The sequence below is a fragment of the Comamonas sp. Y33R10-2 genome, assembly GCF_019355935.1.
Taxonomy (GTDB): domain Bacteria; phylum Pseudomonadota; class Gammaproteobacteria; order Burkholderiales; family Burkholderiaceae_C; genus Comamonas.
The window spans coordinates 2,721,345-2,738,612 of record NZ_CP079925.1; the positions used below are offsets into that span (position 1 = coordinate 2,721,345).

Here is a 17,268-nt window from a genome sequence, read left to right on the forward strand (position 1 = left end):
GATGCAATGCAGGCATCAGAATTTGTGTATTAGGCCGAAATCAAGGTTCGATAAGCAGCCCACATGTGTGCACGGCTATAGGTGGAAATCGCATGCTGACGAGCTAGCAGCCCCAGATTGCTGGCAAAGGCTGGCTTGGTCAGCAGGCTATGTATGGCTGTTGCCATTGCGGAGGCATCACTTTGCGCAACCCTTAGACCATTGACATCAGGCTCGACAACCTCGCGCGCTCCAATTACATCCGACACCACGCAAGCGCATCCGGCGGCCATACCTTCAACCAGAGCCAAAGGCATCCCTTCCCAATGTGTGGAAAGCACGAAAATCTGCATGGCACCTAGACGTTGGGGGAGGTCTGAGACATTACCTAAAAATTGAACCTGCTCCTGCAAGCCTAGTTGGGTAACCAAAGCGTGTGCTTTTCTTTGCAGACTGCTCTTGCCGCCACCTGCGAGGTAGAGCGTCGGCTTCATGCCTTGGTTTTTTAGCAGCGCAAGGGCCTGAATCAATGTCGAATGATCCTTTTGCCTGGCAAACCGCGATGCCATGATGATTGCAGGCTCACGCTCATCCCATGGTTTGATAATGGAGTCAGGAAAGCGTTCCAAGTCAATGCCATTCGGAATGGCAATGCATTTGGCTGGATCAAAACCTCGTTCAATGAGACTGGTTCGAACGCCTTCAGAAACACCAATACAAGCCTCTGTATAGGGCATCAAAGCCTGAGCTTGCTTTAGGCGACGCGCGGTATAGCGCTCGCGGGTGTTGTGCTCGACATGGAGGATGCGGCGCACGCCTTCCGCGACGGCAGCTCTACGGCCCCAAATATGGTCGCTGAATCCATGTGCGAACACAGCATCTGGTTTAAAGCCGCGAATGACTTTTCGCAGTTCCCAGACCGTGACGGCATGAATCCAGTTTGACACAACGCGCACCTGAAGGCCTTGCTGGCGTAAGGCATCGATCTTCGCCTCATCGGTGCTGGGCTTGCGCCTTAAGACCAGCAAAACCTCGTACCCCGGCTCTTTCAATGCGGCCATGCAGAGGTCTATGGCAACTTGGGTAGCGCCGGAAAAACCGCCGGTGACGAAATGTAGGATGCGCATGGATACGATTTTGATTCCAGGAATGAAAAACACCTGGCAGCTTACAGAACTACCAGGTGTTCAGAATTTCAAAGCTCAATGCCCGCCAGCAAACACCTCGCCCGCCTTCAAACGGTAAACAGTCCCGCAATAGGGGCACTTGGCGGCACCGGTTTTGGCAACGTCGAGGTAGACCTTGGGGTGGCTGTTCCACAGCTTCATATCGGCCTTGGGGCTGGGGCAGAACACGCCTCCTTGGGCGTTCAAGTCTTTGGCGGCCAGTTCGACGGCGGCGTTCGTGGTCATTTCTCGTATCTTTCTCGTGATTTTCAATGATGTCTCTGCTCTGACGATGGCTAGGCCGCTCAGAGAGTGCAATTGTCACACCTTGGTGAGCCAGTGTGCGTACTTTGGGTTGCGGCCGTTGACGATGTCAAAGTAGGCCGTTTGAATCTTTTCGGTGATCGGGCCGCGCTGGCCGGCGCCGATCTGGATGCGGTCCACCTCGCGGATGGGCGTGACTTCGGCGGCAGTGCCGGTGAAGAACAGTTCGTCCGAGATATACAGCTCATCGCGCGTGATGCGCTTTTGCACCACTTCCAGACCCAAGTCCTTACAGATATGCAGCACGGTGTTGCGGGTGATGCCGTTGAGTGCGCCGGCTGAGAGGTCGGGGGTATAGACCACGCCGTCTTTGATGACAAAGATGTTCTCGCCCGAGCCTTCGGACACAAAGCCTGAGGCATCCAGCAGGATCGCTTCGTCGTAGCCGTCGTCCAGCGCCTCGGTGTTGGCCAAAATGGAGTTGGTGTAGTTGCTCACCGCCTTGGCCTGACTCATGGTGATGTTCACATGGTGGCGGGTGAAGCTGGATATCTTGGTGCGAATGCCGCGCTGCATGCCTTCTTCGCCCAGATAGGCGCCCCAGGCCCAGGCCGCCACCATCAAGTGGATGGTGTTGCCCTTGGGCGAAACGCCCAGCTTGCGGTCGCCAATCCAGGTCAGCGGGCGCAGATAGCAGGACTTGAGGGCGTTGGCCTTGACCACATCGACCTGCGCCTGATTCACCTGCTCATGGGTGAACGGGATCTGCATGCGCAGAATCTTGGCGCTGTTGAACAGGCGTTTGGTGTGATCTTCTAGGCGGAAGATGGCCGTGCCTTGCTCCGTCTCATAGGCGCGCACGCCTTCAAAGGCGCCGCAGCCGTAGTGCAGCGTATGGCTCAACACATGGATTTTGGCGTCGCGCCAGTCCACCAGTTGGCCATCCATCCAGATCTTGCCGTCGCGGTCGGACATTGAGGGAATCACAGGGCTCATATCACCATCCTCTAGTGGGTTGTCAGCGGTCGCCAGCGTGATTAAAGCGGTGGCGCTTGTCTCCTGAAGCAACCATTCTAGAGGGTGGTTTAAGTCGGCGTCTGGGTGCTTGTATCAGGTGCGCTCAGGGCAGCATCATCCGTTTGCTCAGGGCGTTTCAGCTCCCACTTCATCAGGCGGCCATTCACAAATTCGCAGGTCACATGGGAGTTGGTGCCGTCGGTCCAGCGATAGATTTCAGGAGACGCATTTTCTTCTGACAGACGCTGGCCTAGCGAGCGAGTCATGGCCACCACATGCACCAGCGGCACCTTTGCTTTGAGCTTGACGCTGAGCATCACCGCGCTGCCCACGTAGCCGATAGGGCGGTCTGCGGCCTTTTTCATGATGGACATCAAGCGTGTGAAGTGCAGCAACCCCCACATCAGAATGCCGCCTGCCACAGCCGCAACACCGGGCCAGCCGGCAGAGTTAAAGGCCGCGATCATCAGCACGATCAAGCCAACGGGAACCAAAATATTGCGCAAATTCATGGGTTTATTGTCTTACGTGGGGGTGGCTCGGCGCTTGCGGGGAGTGCGTATGCCTGTGAAGCCAGAAGAGTTTTAAGAAATATCAAAAACAATAGCGCTACTGCTTTGAAATCAATGACTTTGACTCGTTTTTATGGGATATCGTATGAAATCCGCTCACAAGCAGCTATCAAAACAATATCAAGTAATACCTCGAACGATGTTCATCGCTTCATCGACGCGTTCCACGGCATGGATGGTCAGGCCGGGGATAGGCTTCTTAGGTGCATTGGCTTTGGGGACAACGGCGACGGTGAATCCTAGCTTGGCTGCTTCCTTCAAACGTTCTTGTCCGCGGGGTGCGGGGCGCACTTCGCCTGCCAACCCGACCTCGCCAAATGCGATAAATCCTTTAGGCAGCGATTTGCCGCGCAAACTGGAAGTGATCGCCAACATCACTGCCAAGTCAGCCGCCGGTTCATTGATGCGTACACCGCCCACAGCGTTGACGAACACATCTTGATCAGCGCAGGCCACGCCCGCATGGCGGTTGAGCACGGCCAGCAGCATGGCAAGGCGATCCTTGTCTAAACCCACAGACAGCCTGCGCGCCTGCGGGCCGCCTTGGTCTACCAGCGCTTGAATCTCTACCAGCAATGGGCGTGTGCCTTCCAGCGTCACCATCACGCAGCTGCCTGGCACGGGTTCGCTGTGCTGGCTTAAAAAGATGGCGCTGGGGTTGGTTACGCCTTTGAGGCCTTTTTCCGTCATGGCAAAAACGCCAATCTCGTTCACCGCCCCAAAACGGTTCTTGATGGCGCGCACCAGACGGAAGTTGCTATGTGTATCGCCCTCAAAGTACAGCACCGTGTCCACCATGTGCTCCAGCACGCGGGGGCCTGCCAGCGCGCCATCCTTGGTCACGTGGCCTACCAAAATAATGGTGATGCCCGTGGTTTTAGCCGCTCGCGTCAGGTGGGCCGCGCATTCACGCACCTGGGCCACAGAGCCGGGTGCAGACGAAAGCTGATCGGAATAAACGGTTTGAATCGAGTCAATGACCACCACTGAAGGCTGAGTTGCTTCCAAGGTAGCCAGAATTTTTTCCAGCTGAATCTCAGCCAGCACATTGACCTGGCTGTTATCCAGCCCCAGCCGGCGTGAGCGCAGCGCTACTTGTGCGCCGCTTTCCTCGCCCGTCACATACAGCGTGGGCAGGCCAATGCGGTGTAAAGCATCCAAGGCCTGTAAAAGAAGTGTGGACTTACCAATTCCCGGATCGCCACCAATCAGCACCACGCCGCCCTCCACCACGCCGCCGCCCAGCACACGGTCCAGCTCCTCAATACCGCTGGGGGTGCGGGCAACGTCTTGCGCCTCAATGGCTGATAGAGGTGTGACCGGCTGGGCATTGGCCAGACCTGCGTAACCCTGAGGCTGGCTCAGGCGGTTCTTGCCGCCCGATGCGGACTCGGCCACGGTTTCAATCAGCGTGTTCCAAGCTGCGCAGCTAGGGCATTTACCCAACCAGCGCGGGCTGGTGCCGCCGCAAGCATTGCAGGTGAAGGTGGTTTTCTCTTTGGCCATGGTCGGCAACTATACCGACAGCCTTAGCCCCCAATTGCCAGCGCTTACCTGTAAGCCGACGACAAATATTAGAGCGAATAACCATTAATACGGAAGTTTTTTATAACTTCTTCGCATGAGGCAAATAAGTGCGCTACAATTCATCCATCGACACAGACACTGTGTTGAAAAGATTAACGCGAGGTGGAGCAGTCTGGTAGCTCGTTGGGCTCATAACCCAAAGGTCGTTGGTTCAAATCCGGCCCTCGCAACCATCAAAAAAGCCTTCTGGAAACAGAAGGCTTTTTTCGTTGTGGCGGCAAAAACCGCCACAACCAAATCCAGGGACACCGAGGAAGCGCCGCCGCGCACCGAGGGTGTCGTCCCCCTCCGGAGCAAAGCTCCAGAGAGGGGGAAGGCGCAAAGCGCCTCAGGGGGAGCTTATGGGTAAAGTCCGCGCATTTCACGCGCATGCAAGATGCGCTTGCAGGCCACGATGAAGGTGGCAGTGCGCAGCGACACCTTGTTTTCCTGCGCCACAGCCCAGACGCCGGCAAAGGCCTCTTGCATGATGCGCACCAAACGGGCGTTGATCTCGTCCTCGCTCCAGAAGAAGCTGGAGAAATCTTGCACCCACTCAAAGTAACTCACCGTTACGCCGCCGGCGTTGGCAATCACGTCGGGTAACACCAACACACCCTTGGCAGTCAGGATGTCGTCGGCCTCCGGCGTGGTGGGGCCGTTGGCGCCTTCGATGACCAGCTTGGCTTTGATCTGGTCTGCGTTGTCTTTGGTGATTTGGCTTTCCAGTGCCGCAGGGATCAGGATTTCGCAATCCACGCCCCAAAAAGCTTGGTTGTCCATGCTTTCGCCACCGCTAAAGCCGCCCACGCCGCCGTTCTTTTGCACATGCTCTAGCAGTGCATTCACATCAAAGCCTGCTGCGTTGTAGATGCTGCCGGTGTGATCTTGCACAGCCACCACCTTGGCGCCAGCCTCGGAAAACAGCTTGCCTGCGGTGCCACCCACATTGCCAAAGCCTTGTACCGCCACGCGTGCGCCCTGAATGGTCAGGCCGCTAAGCTTGGCTGCTTCAATACCGACGGTAAACACGCCGCGGCCTGTGGCCTCAACGCGACCCAGTGAGCCGCCCAAGTCCACTGGCTTGCCTGTCACCACGCCGGTCGCCGTAGCGCCGGTGTTCATGGAATAGGTGTCCATCATCCAAGCCATGATCTGGCCGTTGGTGTTCACGTCCGGCGCGGGGATGTCCTTGGTGGGGCCAATCAGTAAGCCGATTTCGCTGGTGTAGCGGCGCGTCAGGCGCTCTAACTCACCTTTGGATAGCTTGCGCGGGTCCACGCGAATACCGCCTTTGGCACCGCCATAAGGCACGTTTACTGCAGCGTTCTTGATGCTCATCCAAGCCGACAGTGCCATCACTTCCGATAGCGTCACATCTTGGTGAAAGCGCACACCGCCCTTGCCGGGGCCGCGGCTCAAGTTGTGCTGCACGCGGTAGCCTTCAAAGTGGGCGATTGTGCCGTTGTCCAGCTCGATGGGAACGTCCACGATCAAGATGCGCTTGGGGCGCTTGAGCGTCTCAACCCAGCGGGCCAGCGAACCGAGGTACGGAGTGACCCGATCTACCTGCTGGAGGTAGTTGCCCCAAGGACCGACGTGATCGGCATTGAGGTAAGAGGGCAGCACATGTCCCGAGGGGGACGCGGAGGAGTCTTTGGCTTGCATGGTGAAGGCCTCGTTGACTGAAGGTGAGAAAGCGCTTTGTGAGCTCTTTCTATCTGGACTTTGCAGTGTGCGCGCAGCGGGTTTTCCTGTCCAAGGCTTGATGCGAAATGCCTTATGCGTTTTTTGCATAGCACCAATAAATCCGGAGCTAGCCTCTCAGAGTTCTGGATTTGCGACATGGAAATACGAAATTTGACATCATGCCCACCATGTCTGAAAACAAAGATAGCAATAGCGGCTTGAACGGCCCGGCACTATTTGCCAACACCCCGCCCATAGGCCTTGCCCCCGAATTGCAAGACCAAGAAGAAGTGCTGCCTGACTGGAAGCTGCTGTGGCCCGCTCTGCCTGAAGATTGCTACGCCTCAGCCGATGCGCTGTGGTGGTCGCGCAAGCTGGGCGAGCCGCAAGCGCTGGGCGCGGATGTGGCGCCGCTGATCGCCAGCGAAGCGGATGCCCGCGCCGTGCAAAGCGCACTGGCCCGCACTTGGGATTGGTGGCCGGCAGACCGCGCGCCGCGCTACTGGAAGTCCGGCGGCCCTAGCCGCGACGCAGCCTTGCTGCATGTGCCCCTGCCCGAGAACGGTATTCACCAAGGCGTGGCACTAGCACCTGTGCCTGAAGCCGTCTTTAACCTGCGCGGTGCAGAGGCAGAAATCGCCCTGCGCCTTGGTCAAGACGTCAGCGCTGAACAAGCTGCCGCGTTGGATTACGACAGCGCGCTAGCACTGGTCGATGGCGTGACTGTGGCCGTGGAATGGGTGGACGTGCGCTGGCGCGATGGCCTCAAAGCGCCAGCGCTGGCTTTGCTGGCGGACGGTCAGTGTCACGGCGGCTTGGCGCTGGGCGAATGGCTGCCTGCATCCATCATCGCTGGGCGCAACTGGGCCAAGCAGCTATGCACTGTGAGCGTGAATGGCGGCGAGCCGCAGCGTTTTACCGGCACGCATAGCTTGGGCGATCCGGTCTGGCTGCTGGTGGATTGGCTGCAACACGTGGCACGGGAATACGGCAGCGTGCCCGCAGGCACGGTGGTCACCACGGGCACTTGGTGCGGCTGCATGCCACTGAATGCCGGTGACCGCTTTGAGATGAAGTTTGAAGGCTTGGGTCAGCTGGGCTGGCAGTTTTAAACAAAGCAGCGCTGAATGCTTTTTGAGAACTTCTGATTTCATAGCGGCAAGCGCTTGCATTTACTTGAGGTGAACCTGTTTTGATTAAAAAACGGCAGCCATACTGTGACAGCAGCTCCTTTTTGAAAAGCAGGTAATTCCGGAGATGTGAATCAGCCAAAGAACTCTCCAATTGAGCGCTTGATCGTCAAGAGGGAGTTCAAAGAGTGAGCGAAACCGCAATCGCTGCATTGCAGCAAAGACTGGATCTGGCCGAGGCGCGCTTGGAAATCATGGATCTGGAGGCGGAGTACGCCAGAGCCTGGGATGCGGGCGATGCCGCGGGCTGGGCGGCAGTCTTTACGGAAGACGGCGTGTTTGACCTGGCAGCGGTGGGTCAGGGGCCGCGGCTGGTTCACTCGGGCCGAGAGGAACTACATGCCTTTTGCACGCAGGTGGACGCGTTCTACAAAGGCCTGCACTTCATGCACCTGCCGCGTCTGCAGATTGATGGCGGCACGGCGCAAGCGCGCGTGCATTTCCAGTGGCATGGCCTATTCAACGCGTCGGCACAATATTTTGGCCAGCGCACGGTGCTGGGTTATTACGATGTGCGCTATCAGCGTGTGCAGGGCCGCTGGTTGATGAAGCATCGGCTGGAAAAAGCCGTCAGCGGCGTGACGACCGAGCACTACGACGTGTATCAGTCCGCCAGTCTGACTCAGGGCCAGTCCTGACGGACATGAACCGCGGTCGCGGCGGGCCTACTTCACCTTGATTTTTTCAAGCGCAGGTGCACCGGGCGGGTACTTCAAATCCAGATTGCTCAGTACCTCGCGCACCATGGTGGCGATCATCAGGTTGCGGTGCGTCTTTGAATCGGCAGGCACGATGGTCCACGGTGCCCAAGGTGTATGCGTGGCCGCCAGCAGTTGCGCATAGGCTTGCTGGTAGTCATCCCACTGGGCGCGCACCTTCAGGTCGTTTTCATCAAACTTCCAGTGCTTGCACGGGTCATCTAGCCGCTCTTGCAGGCGCTCGCGCTGCTCGTCTTTGCTGATGTGCAGCATGAACTTGAGGATGACAGTCCCCGTCTCGCTGAGCATGCGCTCGAAGTCATTGATCTGGGCGTAGCGCTGCGTTTGCTGCTCGGGGCTGATGAACCCATTGACCACGGGCACCAGCACATCCTCGTACTGGCTGCGGTTGAAGACCACGACCTCGCCTGCATTGGGCACCTGCTGGTGAATGCGCCATAGATAGTCGTGCGCCTTTTCCACCTCGGTCGGAGCCTTCCAGCCCACGGTGCGCACGCCCAGCGGCGTCATCTGACCGAACACGCCGCGCAGCGTGCCGTCTTTGCCTGCAGCGTCCATGCCTTGCAAGATCACCAGTAGCTTGAAGCTGCGGTCGGCATAAAAAATGTTCTGCAAACTATCGAGCTCGGTGGCGAGTTGCAGCACGCGGTCTTTGTCGTGTTGTTTGCCTTTATCGGATGAAAAAGGCTTGGCTGACGGGTCAAATTTTTTCAAATCGACCTGTGTCGATGAAGGCGCTGAGTCGATGCGACTATCTAAGGGCTGACCTGGTTGCCACTGCTCCCAGAGTTTGCGTAGCGCCTTGTTTTGAATCTCGAAGGGGTAGACGCTTTGAGTCTGCGCTGGCGTCTGCATCTGCGACTCCTTCTCCCGCTTCGTCTCTGTCTTTGTCTCTTTATTCGTCTTCGCTGTTGGTGCTGCTGCAGCGACGGCTGGCTTGGGCGGCGCTTTTCGGGTTGACTTCATGGCTGGTTTTTTGACAGCTGGCGTTGCAGCAGGGGCAGTCTTGGCAGCTTCTACAGAATCACTGGTAGGAAAGGGGAGGCTGGGCTTGGCGGGCTGACGGGGCATACGAAAAGCTCCTTTGCAGTGCAAATGGGTTTGCTATGAAGTAAATAGCGCCTAGCGATTCAATATTCAGCGCTTGAAGGCATTTTTGCCTGGAACTACAGCTTACGGGTGTCAGTTTTTCCCGGCTTCGCGTTCGCGCAGCAGCTGCACAAAGCGCCGCGCAGCAAGGCCTTGCGCGCGCTCTTTAGACCATACCCAGTCCACAAACAAAGTCGTTCCGTTGCTGAGGTTCTGCACCGGTATTTCCATCAAGGCACCGGCACTGATCTGCGCTTCGATCAGCCCCTTGGGCAGCCAGCCCCAAGCCAAGCCTGCACCAATGAGTGACAGCGCTGCTTGGTGGCTGTCTGTGCGCCACAGCTGACGTGCAAACACAAAGCGTGGATCGGTCTGCTGCGGGTCGCGGCTGGCGACCAGTACTTGGCGTGTGGCGGCCAGTTGCTCAACGGTCATTTGGGTCTGTGCACCATGATCAGCCAAGGCCTGCAGCCAGGGTGCGAACTGGGGGGACATGACCGCCACCAGCGTCTCTTGCCCCATTTCTTGAAAGCCCTCGCGCCCGTCCATCGCCGGGCGCTCAAATACCAGCGCTAGATGGGCGCGACCTGCGTGCAGCAGCTCTAGCGCATCGGTCTGCGGGGCGGCCAGCACCTCAATGGGCAGAGCCGGAAACTCTTGCACAAGCCGGTTCAGCGGCTCGCTCCAGTGCGTGGCTAGTAACTCAGGGGTAATGGCTAGCGTCAGTCGCTCTTCAAGCCCCGCGTGCAGTGCTTGTGCTTGCCAATTTAATAGCTGCAATTGCTCGGCCAGCAGGCGCGCTTGTGGCTCTAAAGCGCGTGCAGCAGCGGTGGGCACAGGCTCGCGGCCACGGCGGTCAAATAGTTGCAGGTCTAGCTCGGCCTCCAATTGGGCAATGGCCATGCTGATGGCCGAGGGCACACGCCCTAGCTTGCGTGCCGCGGCGGAGAAAGAGCCGGCATCCAGCACAGCGAGAAACAGCGGTATTTGATCTGCGGTGAAGGGCATATCGGCTTATCTATCAGAAAAATTGAAAGGAACTGACTTTTCTCTTCAGTTTTCAGAACATACACTGCGTCCCATGTCTCAACAAGCCTCAGCGATGGCACCCGCTTCTTCTTCTGCCGATTCACTTGCCTCTTCTTTGTCTTCATCGGCTGCTAAACAAACTGCACCGATTTCTTTCCAGCCCACCGGCCTGCAAGGCGCCAAGCGCCGAATTGTGTATGTCGGCCTGTACGAAGCCATAGCGATTGCAGTCTCCAGCGCAATCTTTATGGCGATTGGCCAAAACGCGAGCGACTCCGGCGTTATGGCGGTCGTCGCTTCAGTGATTGCCATTTGCTGGAATTTGCTTTTTAACTACCTGTTTGAAAAATGGGAGTCTAGCCAGACCGTAAAGGGCCGCTCCATCTTGCGCCGCGTGGTGCATGCCATTGGTTTTGAGGGCGGTATCGCCGCCATGCTCATCCCGCTGATGGCCTGGTGGTTCAACATCACACTGTGGGAAGCCGCGGTGATGGAAGCAGGCCTGCTGGTGTTCTTCATGGTCTACACCTTTGCCTTCAACTGGGTGTTTGACCGCCTGTTTGGTCTGCCCGCATCGGCGCAGGCAATGGCTCAGTAATTTAGTGTTAAATCAGCTGCTAGCGCTTGTCTATCAAGCACAGGCAGCTATGAAAAAAGCGTGTTCCCGGTCAGCGAGAACACGCTTTTTTGTGGGTGAAGCCCGAGCTATCAACGCAGAAGGCTGAGCATTTCCTGCAGCAGCAAGGCGTTAATGATGTCGATGAAGAACGCGCCGACCAGCGGCATGAAAATGAAGGCGTTGTGCGATGTGCTGCACTGGTAATGAGATGTCTGCATTCGTGGTTGACGAAATTGCCTTGCACGCTACGGATTTTTTGATGGCAAATGCTCTCAACTGCGATTCCAGAACGTGACAAGACAAGGTGAAGCAATCTGCTTTGAAGTCATGATTAAGCACCTCGCCTTAGAATGACGTGCTTCGCCCCGAGGAGCGCTGCAGCTGGTCATCTTCATGCATGACCTGTCAGGCTCGGGGTCGCAGATCCTGCATTCGATCTGCCCGTATTCACAACGGCGCTCACCTGTTTTCGATTCTGTTTCTGGTTTTCTCACAGGTGAGCTGATGTCTGCTGCTGTCCCCGCTACTGCTGTTTCTTCCGTGCCCCCCATGCGCCTGTCGGGCCTGGAGCCCGTCTTTATTGGTGAGGACACGCTGTTCGTCAACGTGGGCGAGCGCACCAACGTCACAGGCTCCAAAGCCTTTGCGCGCCTTATCCTGAACGAGCAGTACGAAGAGGCCTTGGCCGTGGCCCGCCAGCAGGTGGAAAACGGTGCCCAGGTCATCGACGTGAACATGGACGAGGCCATGCTCGACAGCAAGGCCGCCATGGTGAAGTTCCTGAACCTGATGGCCTCTGAGCCCGACATTGCCCGCGTGCCAGTGATGGTCGATAGCTCCAAGTGGGAGGTTATTGAAGCCGGTTTGCGTTGCCTGCAAGGCAAGGGCATCGTCAACTCCATCTCCATGAAGGAAGGTGTTGACGAGTTCAAGAAGCACGCAAAATTAGTCAAGCGCTACGGCGCAGCCGCTGTGGTGATGGCGTTTGATGAAAAAGGCCAAGCCGACACCTTTGAGCGCAAGATTGAAATTTGCGAGCGCGCCTACCGCATCCTGGTAGACGAAGTCGGTTTTGCCCCCGAAGACATCATCTTCGATCCCAACATCTTTGCCGTAGCCACCGGCATTGAAGAGCACAACAATTACGGCGTTGATTTCATCGAAGCCACGCGCTGGATCAAGCTGAACCTGCCCGGCGCCAAGGTCAGCGGTGGCGTGTCCAACGTGTCCTTCTCCTTTCGTGGCAACGACCCCGTGCGCGAGGCGATCCACACCGTGTTCCTGTACCACGCGATTGCTGCGGGCATGGACATGGGCATCGTCAACGCCGGCATGGTCGGCGTGTACGACGACCTCGAGCCCGTGCTGCGCGAGCGCGTGGAAGACGTGGTGCTCAACCGCCGCCCCGATGCGGGCGAGCGTTTGGTGGAAGTGGCTGACAGCGCCAAGAGCGGCGCGAAGGATGAGAGCAAGCGACTGGAATGGCGCGGCACACCAGATGCCCCCAAGACCGTGGGCGAGCGCCTGTCGCACGCGCTGGTGCATGGCATTACCGACTTCATCACCGAAGACACCGAAGAGGCTTACCAAGAGATCGTGGTGAACAAGGGTGGCCGCCCGCTGCACGTGATTGAAGGCCCGTTGATGGATGGCATGAACGTGGTCGGCGACCTGTTTGGCGCCGGCAAGATGTTCTTGCCGCAGGTGGTTAAATCCGCCCGCGTGATGAAGCAGGCCGTGGCGCATTTGGTTCCCTACATCGAAGAAGAAAAGCGCCAGCAAGAAGCGGCGGGTCTGGATGTGAGCAGCCGCGGCAAGATTGTGATCGCTACTGTTAAGGGCGATGTGCACGACATCGGCAAGAACATTGTCACCGTGGTGCTGCAGTGCAATAACTTTGAAGTTATCAACATGGGCGTGATGGTGCCCTGCCACGAAATTCTGGCGCGTGCCAAGGCCGAGGGTGCCGACATCATTGGTCTTTCGGGCCTGATCACCCCCAGCTTGGAAGAGATGCAGTACGTGGCGGGCGAGATGCACAAAGATGACTACTTCCGCATCAAGAAGATTCCGCTCTTGATCGGTGGCGCCACCTGCTCGCGCGTGCACACGGCCGTCAAGATTGCGCCCAAGTACGAAGGCCCGGTGCTGTACGTGCCCGATGCCTCGCGCTCGGTGAGCGTGGCGCAAAGCCTGCTGGGTGAGAACAAAGAAGCCTATCTGGCTGAAGTGCAGACCGATTACGACAAGGTGCGCACCCAGCACGCCAATAAAAAGAAGACACCGCTGTGGAGCTTGGCCCAAATTCGCGCCAATGCCGCTGTGGTCCAACATGCGCCTGTTGTTCCGCGCACCCTTGGCCGCCGTGTTTTCAAGAACTTTGATTTGGCAGAAATTGCCCAGTACATCGACTGGGGTCCGTTCTTTCAGACTTGGGATTTGGCGGGCTCTTACCCCGCCATCCTCGACGATGAAATCGTGGGCGAGCAAGCGCGCAATGTGCAAGCGGACGCCAAGGCCATGCTGCAAAAAATCATCGACGGCCGCTGGTTGCAAGCCAACGGTGTGATGGGCCTGTTCCCCGCCAACCGCGTGGGCGACGACATCGAGTTCTATACCGACGAATCACGCAGCCAAGTGCTGACGACTTGGTACGGCATGCGCCAGCAAACCGAAAAGCAGGCGATTGAAGGTGTGATGCGCCCCAGCCGCTGCCTGAGCGATTTTGTGGCTACCAAAGAGTCTGGCATCGAGGACTACGCAGGTCTGTTCGCCGTGACTGCGGGCATCGGCGCAGAGAAGAAAGACAAGGAATTTGAAGCCGCGCTAGACGACTACAGCGGCATCATGTTCAAGGCTCTGGCCGACCGCTTGGCCGAAGCCTTTGCAGAATGCCTGCACAAGCGCGTGCGCACCGATTTGTGGGGCTACGCGGCGGATGAAAACCTCAGCAATGAGGATCTCATCAAAGAAGCCTACCAAGGCATTCGCCCCGCGCCGGGCTACCCTGCCTGCCCAGATCACACAGCCAAGATCGAACTGTTCAAGACGCTGCAAGCCGAAGAAATCGGCATGACGCTGACGGAGAGCTTGGCCATGAACCCCGCATCGAGCGTCAGCGGCTTCTACATCGGCAACCCCGAAGCTGTGTACTTCAATGTGGGTCAGATTGGTGAAGATCAACTGGCCGACATGGCTGCGCGTCGCGGTATGCCGGTGGACGAGTTGCGCCGCTTTTTGGCGCCAAATTTGGGGTGATATTCCCAGACGTGAAAAAGGCCGCATAAGCGGCCTTTTTTATTAGCAGATTAAGTGCTCAGAAATCAATTCACCTAGCCTATTTCTAGTCGCTATGATTTTCTTGAGTATGAGAGTTAAGGATTCTGCAGTGAATAGAGTGAGTTCATGCTCGGCTAAACCTGATCGTGCGACCCTGATCCGTACTTGTGTGTATCCGGCGTCGTCCGTTTCTAGCCAGTTGGCGTGAACAACTTTATTACGCAAGCTAGAGCAAGTTTTTAAGTCTGCGATGAGATCTTGAAACCAAACGGGTTCATTTTGAAATACTCCCATCCAATCTGATGCAAATTTTTCGAACAGCTCTAGCTTTGTGCTGTACATCATGTTGCTAACGACGAGGATACCTTTTTGCACGGAGCGATCTGAAATGAAATCGCACAACGCATGGTTGAGATCATTCTCTAGCGCATTGAACCAAACGACGATATCGCCAATCAAGGGCATTAAATTTTCAATATTTTCAATTGCATTGTCGGAGTCTCCAAGACCATCGCAGAGAAGCTGGCCTACGGGAATCTTTTTTGTTTTCATGGCTATGAACTAATCACCGGATAACAAGCCTCACCCCAAATCGTGTCTGGGTTGGACATCATCAAATCAATCACCACTGGTACCAGCTTGCCCATGATGTTGGCGCAGTCCTGTACTTGGGGGCGATTGATCTGGCTGTTCCATGTTGCGCCGCCATGCACCAGTTGGTTGCGCAGAGTGTAGATACGCTGAAAGACCAGGGCTAGCAACTCTGGCGTGTCGCCTTTTTCAAGTAGCCGGTTTGCGCGTTGTTTGCCTTTGGTGAAGCGTTCTTGCCATTGTTCTTGACTCAGATCGCCGCGGTGAAAGTCCCAGAAGGATTCAAAGACATAGGGGTTGTCTAGCAGCACGCGTATAGGGCCGCTGAACTCTTTCCAGATCAAGGCTTCCAGTTGCTTGTCTGTATCCAGACCATTGATCTTTTTGAGAAAAGCGCGAAAAGCGTCTTGCTCTGAAAGGCGCTGACCTTGCGGAATTTCATGCGCATAGGCGGCATTGAACGCAATCCAGAGAAAGATAAAGCGACCATCGGGGTCATCGCACTGGCTGGCTCGTTGCAACCAGCTAAGTGCACGGTGAATGCGCAGAGTTAATGCATCAGGCATGTCATCACGAATGCTCCGGTGACGCACTTTGAGTGCGGTGTATGTAGCTTGCATGCCTTCTCTTCCCTCGTTTTAGCGGCAGCTTAAATAGGGATGAAAAACAGAGCAATGACTCACACTGCAAACCTTTGTTTTCACAGCGGCTAGTCCTTATATGGAAAGCGCTTAAGCGCGTTTTCGCATAAACAGCAAGGATCTCAATGGGTAGAGAAACTCGTGCAAGGAGCTGGCGTTGCACGATGTTTATGGATTCAATGGCCAGCGGATGCACTCGAGTGATGAGACCTGCTGAATTAGCGGCTATGAAACCCACCTTCCAACTCAAGCACCACTAAACCTTGTCGAGCAACCAATGATGTTTTATGTGCTCAATGAGGCGACTAAAGGGCGTTGCTAAAGGCCGCTACGAAGGCCCGTGAAGGCATCTCCACATTTCCCACACAATGGCTCGACAGGTCGGAAATATTGCAACCGCAAACTGCTGACGCATAGCGTTGAAAAATTCTTTTTGCGGAGCGATTTCTTTCTGTGATTAATACTGCCCAATTGCTGGCTGACGAAGCCAAATACTGCTCGTTTGGTGACACCGTCCACTACGTCAATCCCCCCAAGATTTTCACAGGCTGCGATGGCAGCTATATGTACGACGACTCAGGCACCGCCTACCTCGATTTGCAGATGTGGTACTCGGCCGTCAACTTTGGCTACAAGAACAAGCGTCTTGAGCAAAAGATGATCGAGCAGCTCCAAGAGCTGCCCCAGGTGGCAAGTCAGTACCTGCACCCCACCAAGATCGAGCTTGCCAAGTTCATCGCGGAAGACGCCAAGAGCAAATGGGGCAATGACGGCCGCGTGCACTTCAACGTGGGCGGCGCGCAAGCCATTGAAGACTCGCTGAAAGTGGTGCGCAATGCCAGCGGCGGCAAGAGCTTGATGTTCGCTTTTGAAGGCGGCTACCACGGCCGCACGCTCGGTGCTTCTTCCATTACCTCCAGCTACCGCTATCGTCGCCGCTTCGGCCACTTCAGCGACCGCGCTCAGTTCATCCCCTTCCCCTACCCCTTCCGTCGCCCCAAGGGCATGACGGCAGAGGAGTACGCCGACTCCATCGTGGCAGAGTTTCGCCGCAAGTTCGAGAACGAATACCACGCAGTCTGGGACCCCAAGACCAACCAGTGCGAATACGCGGCTTTCTACATTGAGCCAATTCAAGGCACCGGTGGCTACGTCATTCCCCCTGCCAACTTCTTCACCGGTTTGAAGAAGGTGCTGGACGACCACGGCGTGCTGCTGGTGGTCGATGAAATCCAGATGGGTTTTTGGCGCACCGGCAAGCTGTGGTCGGTCGAAAACTTCGGCATCAAGCCCGATGTACTGGTGTTTGCCAAGGCACTGACCAACGGCCTGAACGCGTTGAGCGGCCTGTGGGCGCGCGAAGAGTTGATTAACCCCACGGTGTTTCCACCTGGCTCCACCCACTCCACCTTTGCTGCGAATCCTCTGGGCACGGCGCTGGGTCTGGAAGTGATGCGCATGACGCACGAGATGGACTTCGGTCGTCAAGTGTGCGAATCGGGCGCCTACTTCCTCGAAGGCCTCAAGGATCTGCAAAAGCGCCACAAGGAAATCGGTGATGTGGACGGCATGGGCTTGGCACTGCGCGCCGAAATTTGCACCGAAGACGGCTTTACGCCCAACAAGGCGCTGCTGGACAAGATGGTGGACATCGGCCTTGAAGGTGGTCTGGAATACCAAGGCCAGAAGCGTGGCCTGGTGCTGGACGTGGGCGGCTACTACAAGAACGTGATCACCTTTGCGCCTTCGCTGATGATTTCACGCCCTGAAATTGACGAAGCCATGGTGCTGCTGGATCAGTTGCTGACCAAAGCGAAAAGCGCATAACACCCCTTGAGGCGCTTTGCGCCTTCCCCCT

16 protein-coding genes, 1 tRNA gene and 1 riboswitch are annotated in these 17,268 nt (G+C 56.6%); of the genes, 6 read left to right on the top strand and 11 right to left on the bottom strand.

Annotated features, from left to right (window positions below; genetic code table 11):
* Window positions 1–29 precede the first annotated feature (29 nt).
* From KUF54_RS12105 to radA, 5 genes are all read right to left on the bottom strand, one after another.
* On the bottom strand, window positions 30–1,106 hold the full coding sequence (locus KUF54_RS12105) for a glycosyltransferase (protein WP_219343071.1): 1,077 nt from the start codon (window positions 1,104–1,106) through the stop codon (window positions 30–32).
* A gap of 75 nt (window positions 1,107–1,181) precedes the next feature.
* A complete protein-coding gene (locus KUF54_RS12110; RefSeq protein WP_219343072.1) occupies window positions 1,182–1,391 on the bottom strand; it encodes a zinc-finger domain-containing protein in 210 nt (69 codons plus the stop codon).
* A 75-nt stretch (window positions 1,392–1,466) separates the two neighbouring features.
* Entirely contained in the window at window positions 1,467–2,405 is a 939-nt protein-coding gene (locus KUF54_RS12115; protein ID WP_219343073.1) for a branched-chain amino acid transaminase, read from the bottom strand.
* 89 nt (window positions 2,406–2,494) lie between these two features.
* The gene (locus KUF54_RS12120) at window positions 2,495–2,938 is read right to left on the bottom strand and encodes a glycerate kinase (protein ID WP_219343074.1); all 444 of its coding nucleotides are present in this window, start codon (window positions 2,936–2,938) and stop codon (window positions 2,495–2,497) included.
* 180 nt (window positions 2,939–3,118) lie between these two features.
* Window positions 3,119–4,504, bottom strand: a complete 1,386-nt coding sequence (radA, locus tag KUF54_RS12125) for a DNA repair protein RadA (protein WP_219343075.1) — start codon at window positions 4,502–4,504, stop codon at window positions 3,119–3,121.
* A 177-nt stretch (window positions 4,505–4,681) separates the two neighbouring features.
* Between radA and KUF54_RS12130 the strand changes: the two genes are divergently transcribed.
* Window positions 4,682–4,758: transfer RNA gene (locus KUF54_RS12130), tRNA-Met, on the top strand.
* 166 nt (window positions 4,759–4,924) lie between these two features.
* On the opposite strand, the gene KUF54_RS12135 is transcribed toward KUF54_RS12130, so the two are convergent.
* Complete coding sequence (locus tag KUF54_RS12135) at window positions 4,925–6,232, bottom strand: Glu/Leu/Phe/Val dehydrogenase (RefSeq protein ID WP_219343076.1); 1,308 nt, start codon at window positions 6,230–6,232, stop codon at window positions 4,925–4,927.
* A gap of 209 nt (window positions 6,233–6,441) precedes the next feature.
* Here KUF54_RS12135 and KUF54_RS12140 point away from each other — a divergent pair, with 209 nt between their 5' ends.
* Both KUF54_RS12140 and KUF54_RS12145 read left to right on the top strand, forming a co-directional pair.
* Complete coding sequence (locus tag KUF54_RS12140) at window positions 6,442–7,365, top strand: fumarylacetoacetate hydrolase family protein (RefSeq protein ID WP_219343077.1); 924 nt, start codon at window positions 6,442–6,444, stop codon at window positions 7,363–7,365.
* A gap of 206 nt (window positions 7,366–7,571) precedes the next feature.
* Window positions 7,572–8,081: a nuclear transport factor 2 family protein gene (locus tag KUF54_RS12145; protein ID WP_255576068.1), complete on the top strand. Its 510-nt coding sequence runs from the start codon at window positions 7,572–7,574 to the stop codon at window positions 8,079–8,081.
* Window positions 8,082–8,108: 27 nt separating this feature from the next.
* Here the strand turns inward: KUF54_RS12145 and KUF54_RS12150 are convergent, their stop codons facing one another.
* Together KUF54_RS12150 and KUF54_RS12155 are read right to left on the bottom strand one after the other, a co-directional pair.
* The gene (locus KUF54_RS12150) at window positions 8,109–9,017 is read right to left on the bottom strand and encodes a PPK2 family polyphosphate kinase (protein ID WP_255576445.1); all 909 of its coding nucleotides are present in this window, start codon (window positions 9,015–9,017) and stop codon (window positions 8,109–8,111) included.
* A 327-nt stretch (window positions 9,018–9,344) separates the two neighbouring features.
* Window positions 9,345–10,259: a LysR family transcriptional regulator gene (locus tag KUF54_RS12155; protein ID WP_219343078.1), complete on the bottom strand. Its 915-nt coding sequence runs from the start codon at window positions 10,257–10,259 to the stop codon at window positions 9,345–9,347.
* Window positions 10,260–10,332: 73 nt separating this feature from the next.
* Here KUF54_RS12155 and KUF54_RS12160 point away from each other — a divergent pair, with 73 nt between their 5' ends.
* Entirely contained in the window at window positions 10,333–10,878 is a 546-nt protein-coding gene (locus KUF54_RS12160) for a PACE efflux transporter (protein WP_255576069.1), read from the top strand.
* Window positions 10,879–10,988: 110 nt separating this feature from the next.
* Here the strand turns inward: KUF54_RS12160 and KUF54_RS17425 are convergent, their stop codons facing one another.
* Window positions 10,989–11,117 (bottom strand): hypothetical protein, encoded by a 129-nt coding sequence (locus KUF54_RS17425; protein WP_255576070.1) that lies wholly within the window; start codon window positions 11,115–11,117, stop codon window positions 10,989–10,991.
* Window positions 11,118–11,260: 143 nt separating this feature from the next.
* A riboswitch (S-adenosyl-L-homocysteine riboswitch) is annotated at window positions 11,261–11,367 on the top strand.
* Between the two features lie 36 nt (window positions 11,368–11,403).
* Here KUF54_RS17425 and metH point away from each other — a divergent pair.
* Window positions 11,404–14,157, top strand: coding sequence for a methionine synthase (gene metH, locus KUF54_RS12165; protein WP_219343079.1), 2,754 nt, complete (start codon window positions 11,404–11,406; stop codon window positions 14,155–14,157).
* Window positions 14,158–14,199: 42 nt separating this feature from the next.
* Here the strand turns inward: metH and KUF54_RS12170 are convergent, their stop codons facing one another.
* Complete coding sequence (locus KUF54_RS12170; RefSeq protein ID WP_219343080.1) at window positions 14,200–14,730, bottom strand: hypothetical protein; 531 nt, start codon at window positions 14,728–14,730, stop codon at window positions 14,200–14,202.
* Window positions 14,731–14,732: 2 nt separating this feature from the next.
* Window positions 14,733–15,389 carry a HEPN domain-containing protein gene (locus KUF54_RS12175; RefSeq protein WP_219343081.1) on the bottom strand — a complete coding sequence of 219 codons (657 nt, stop codon included), beginning with the start codon at window positions 15,387–15,389 and terminating at the stop codon, window positions 14,733–14,735.
* 474 nt (window positions 15,390–15,863) lie between these two features.
* On the opposite strand from KUF54_RS12175, the gene KUF54_RS12180 reads away from it, so the two are divergent.
* Entirely contained in the window at window positions 15,864–17,237 is a 1,374-nt protein-coding gene (locus tag KUF54_RS12180) for an aspartate aminotransferase family protein (RefSeq protein ID WP_219343082.1), read from the top strand.
* Window positions 17,238–17,268: the final 31 nt, after the last annotated feature.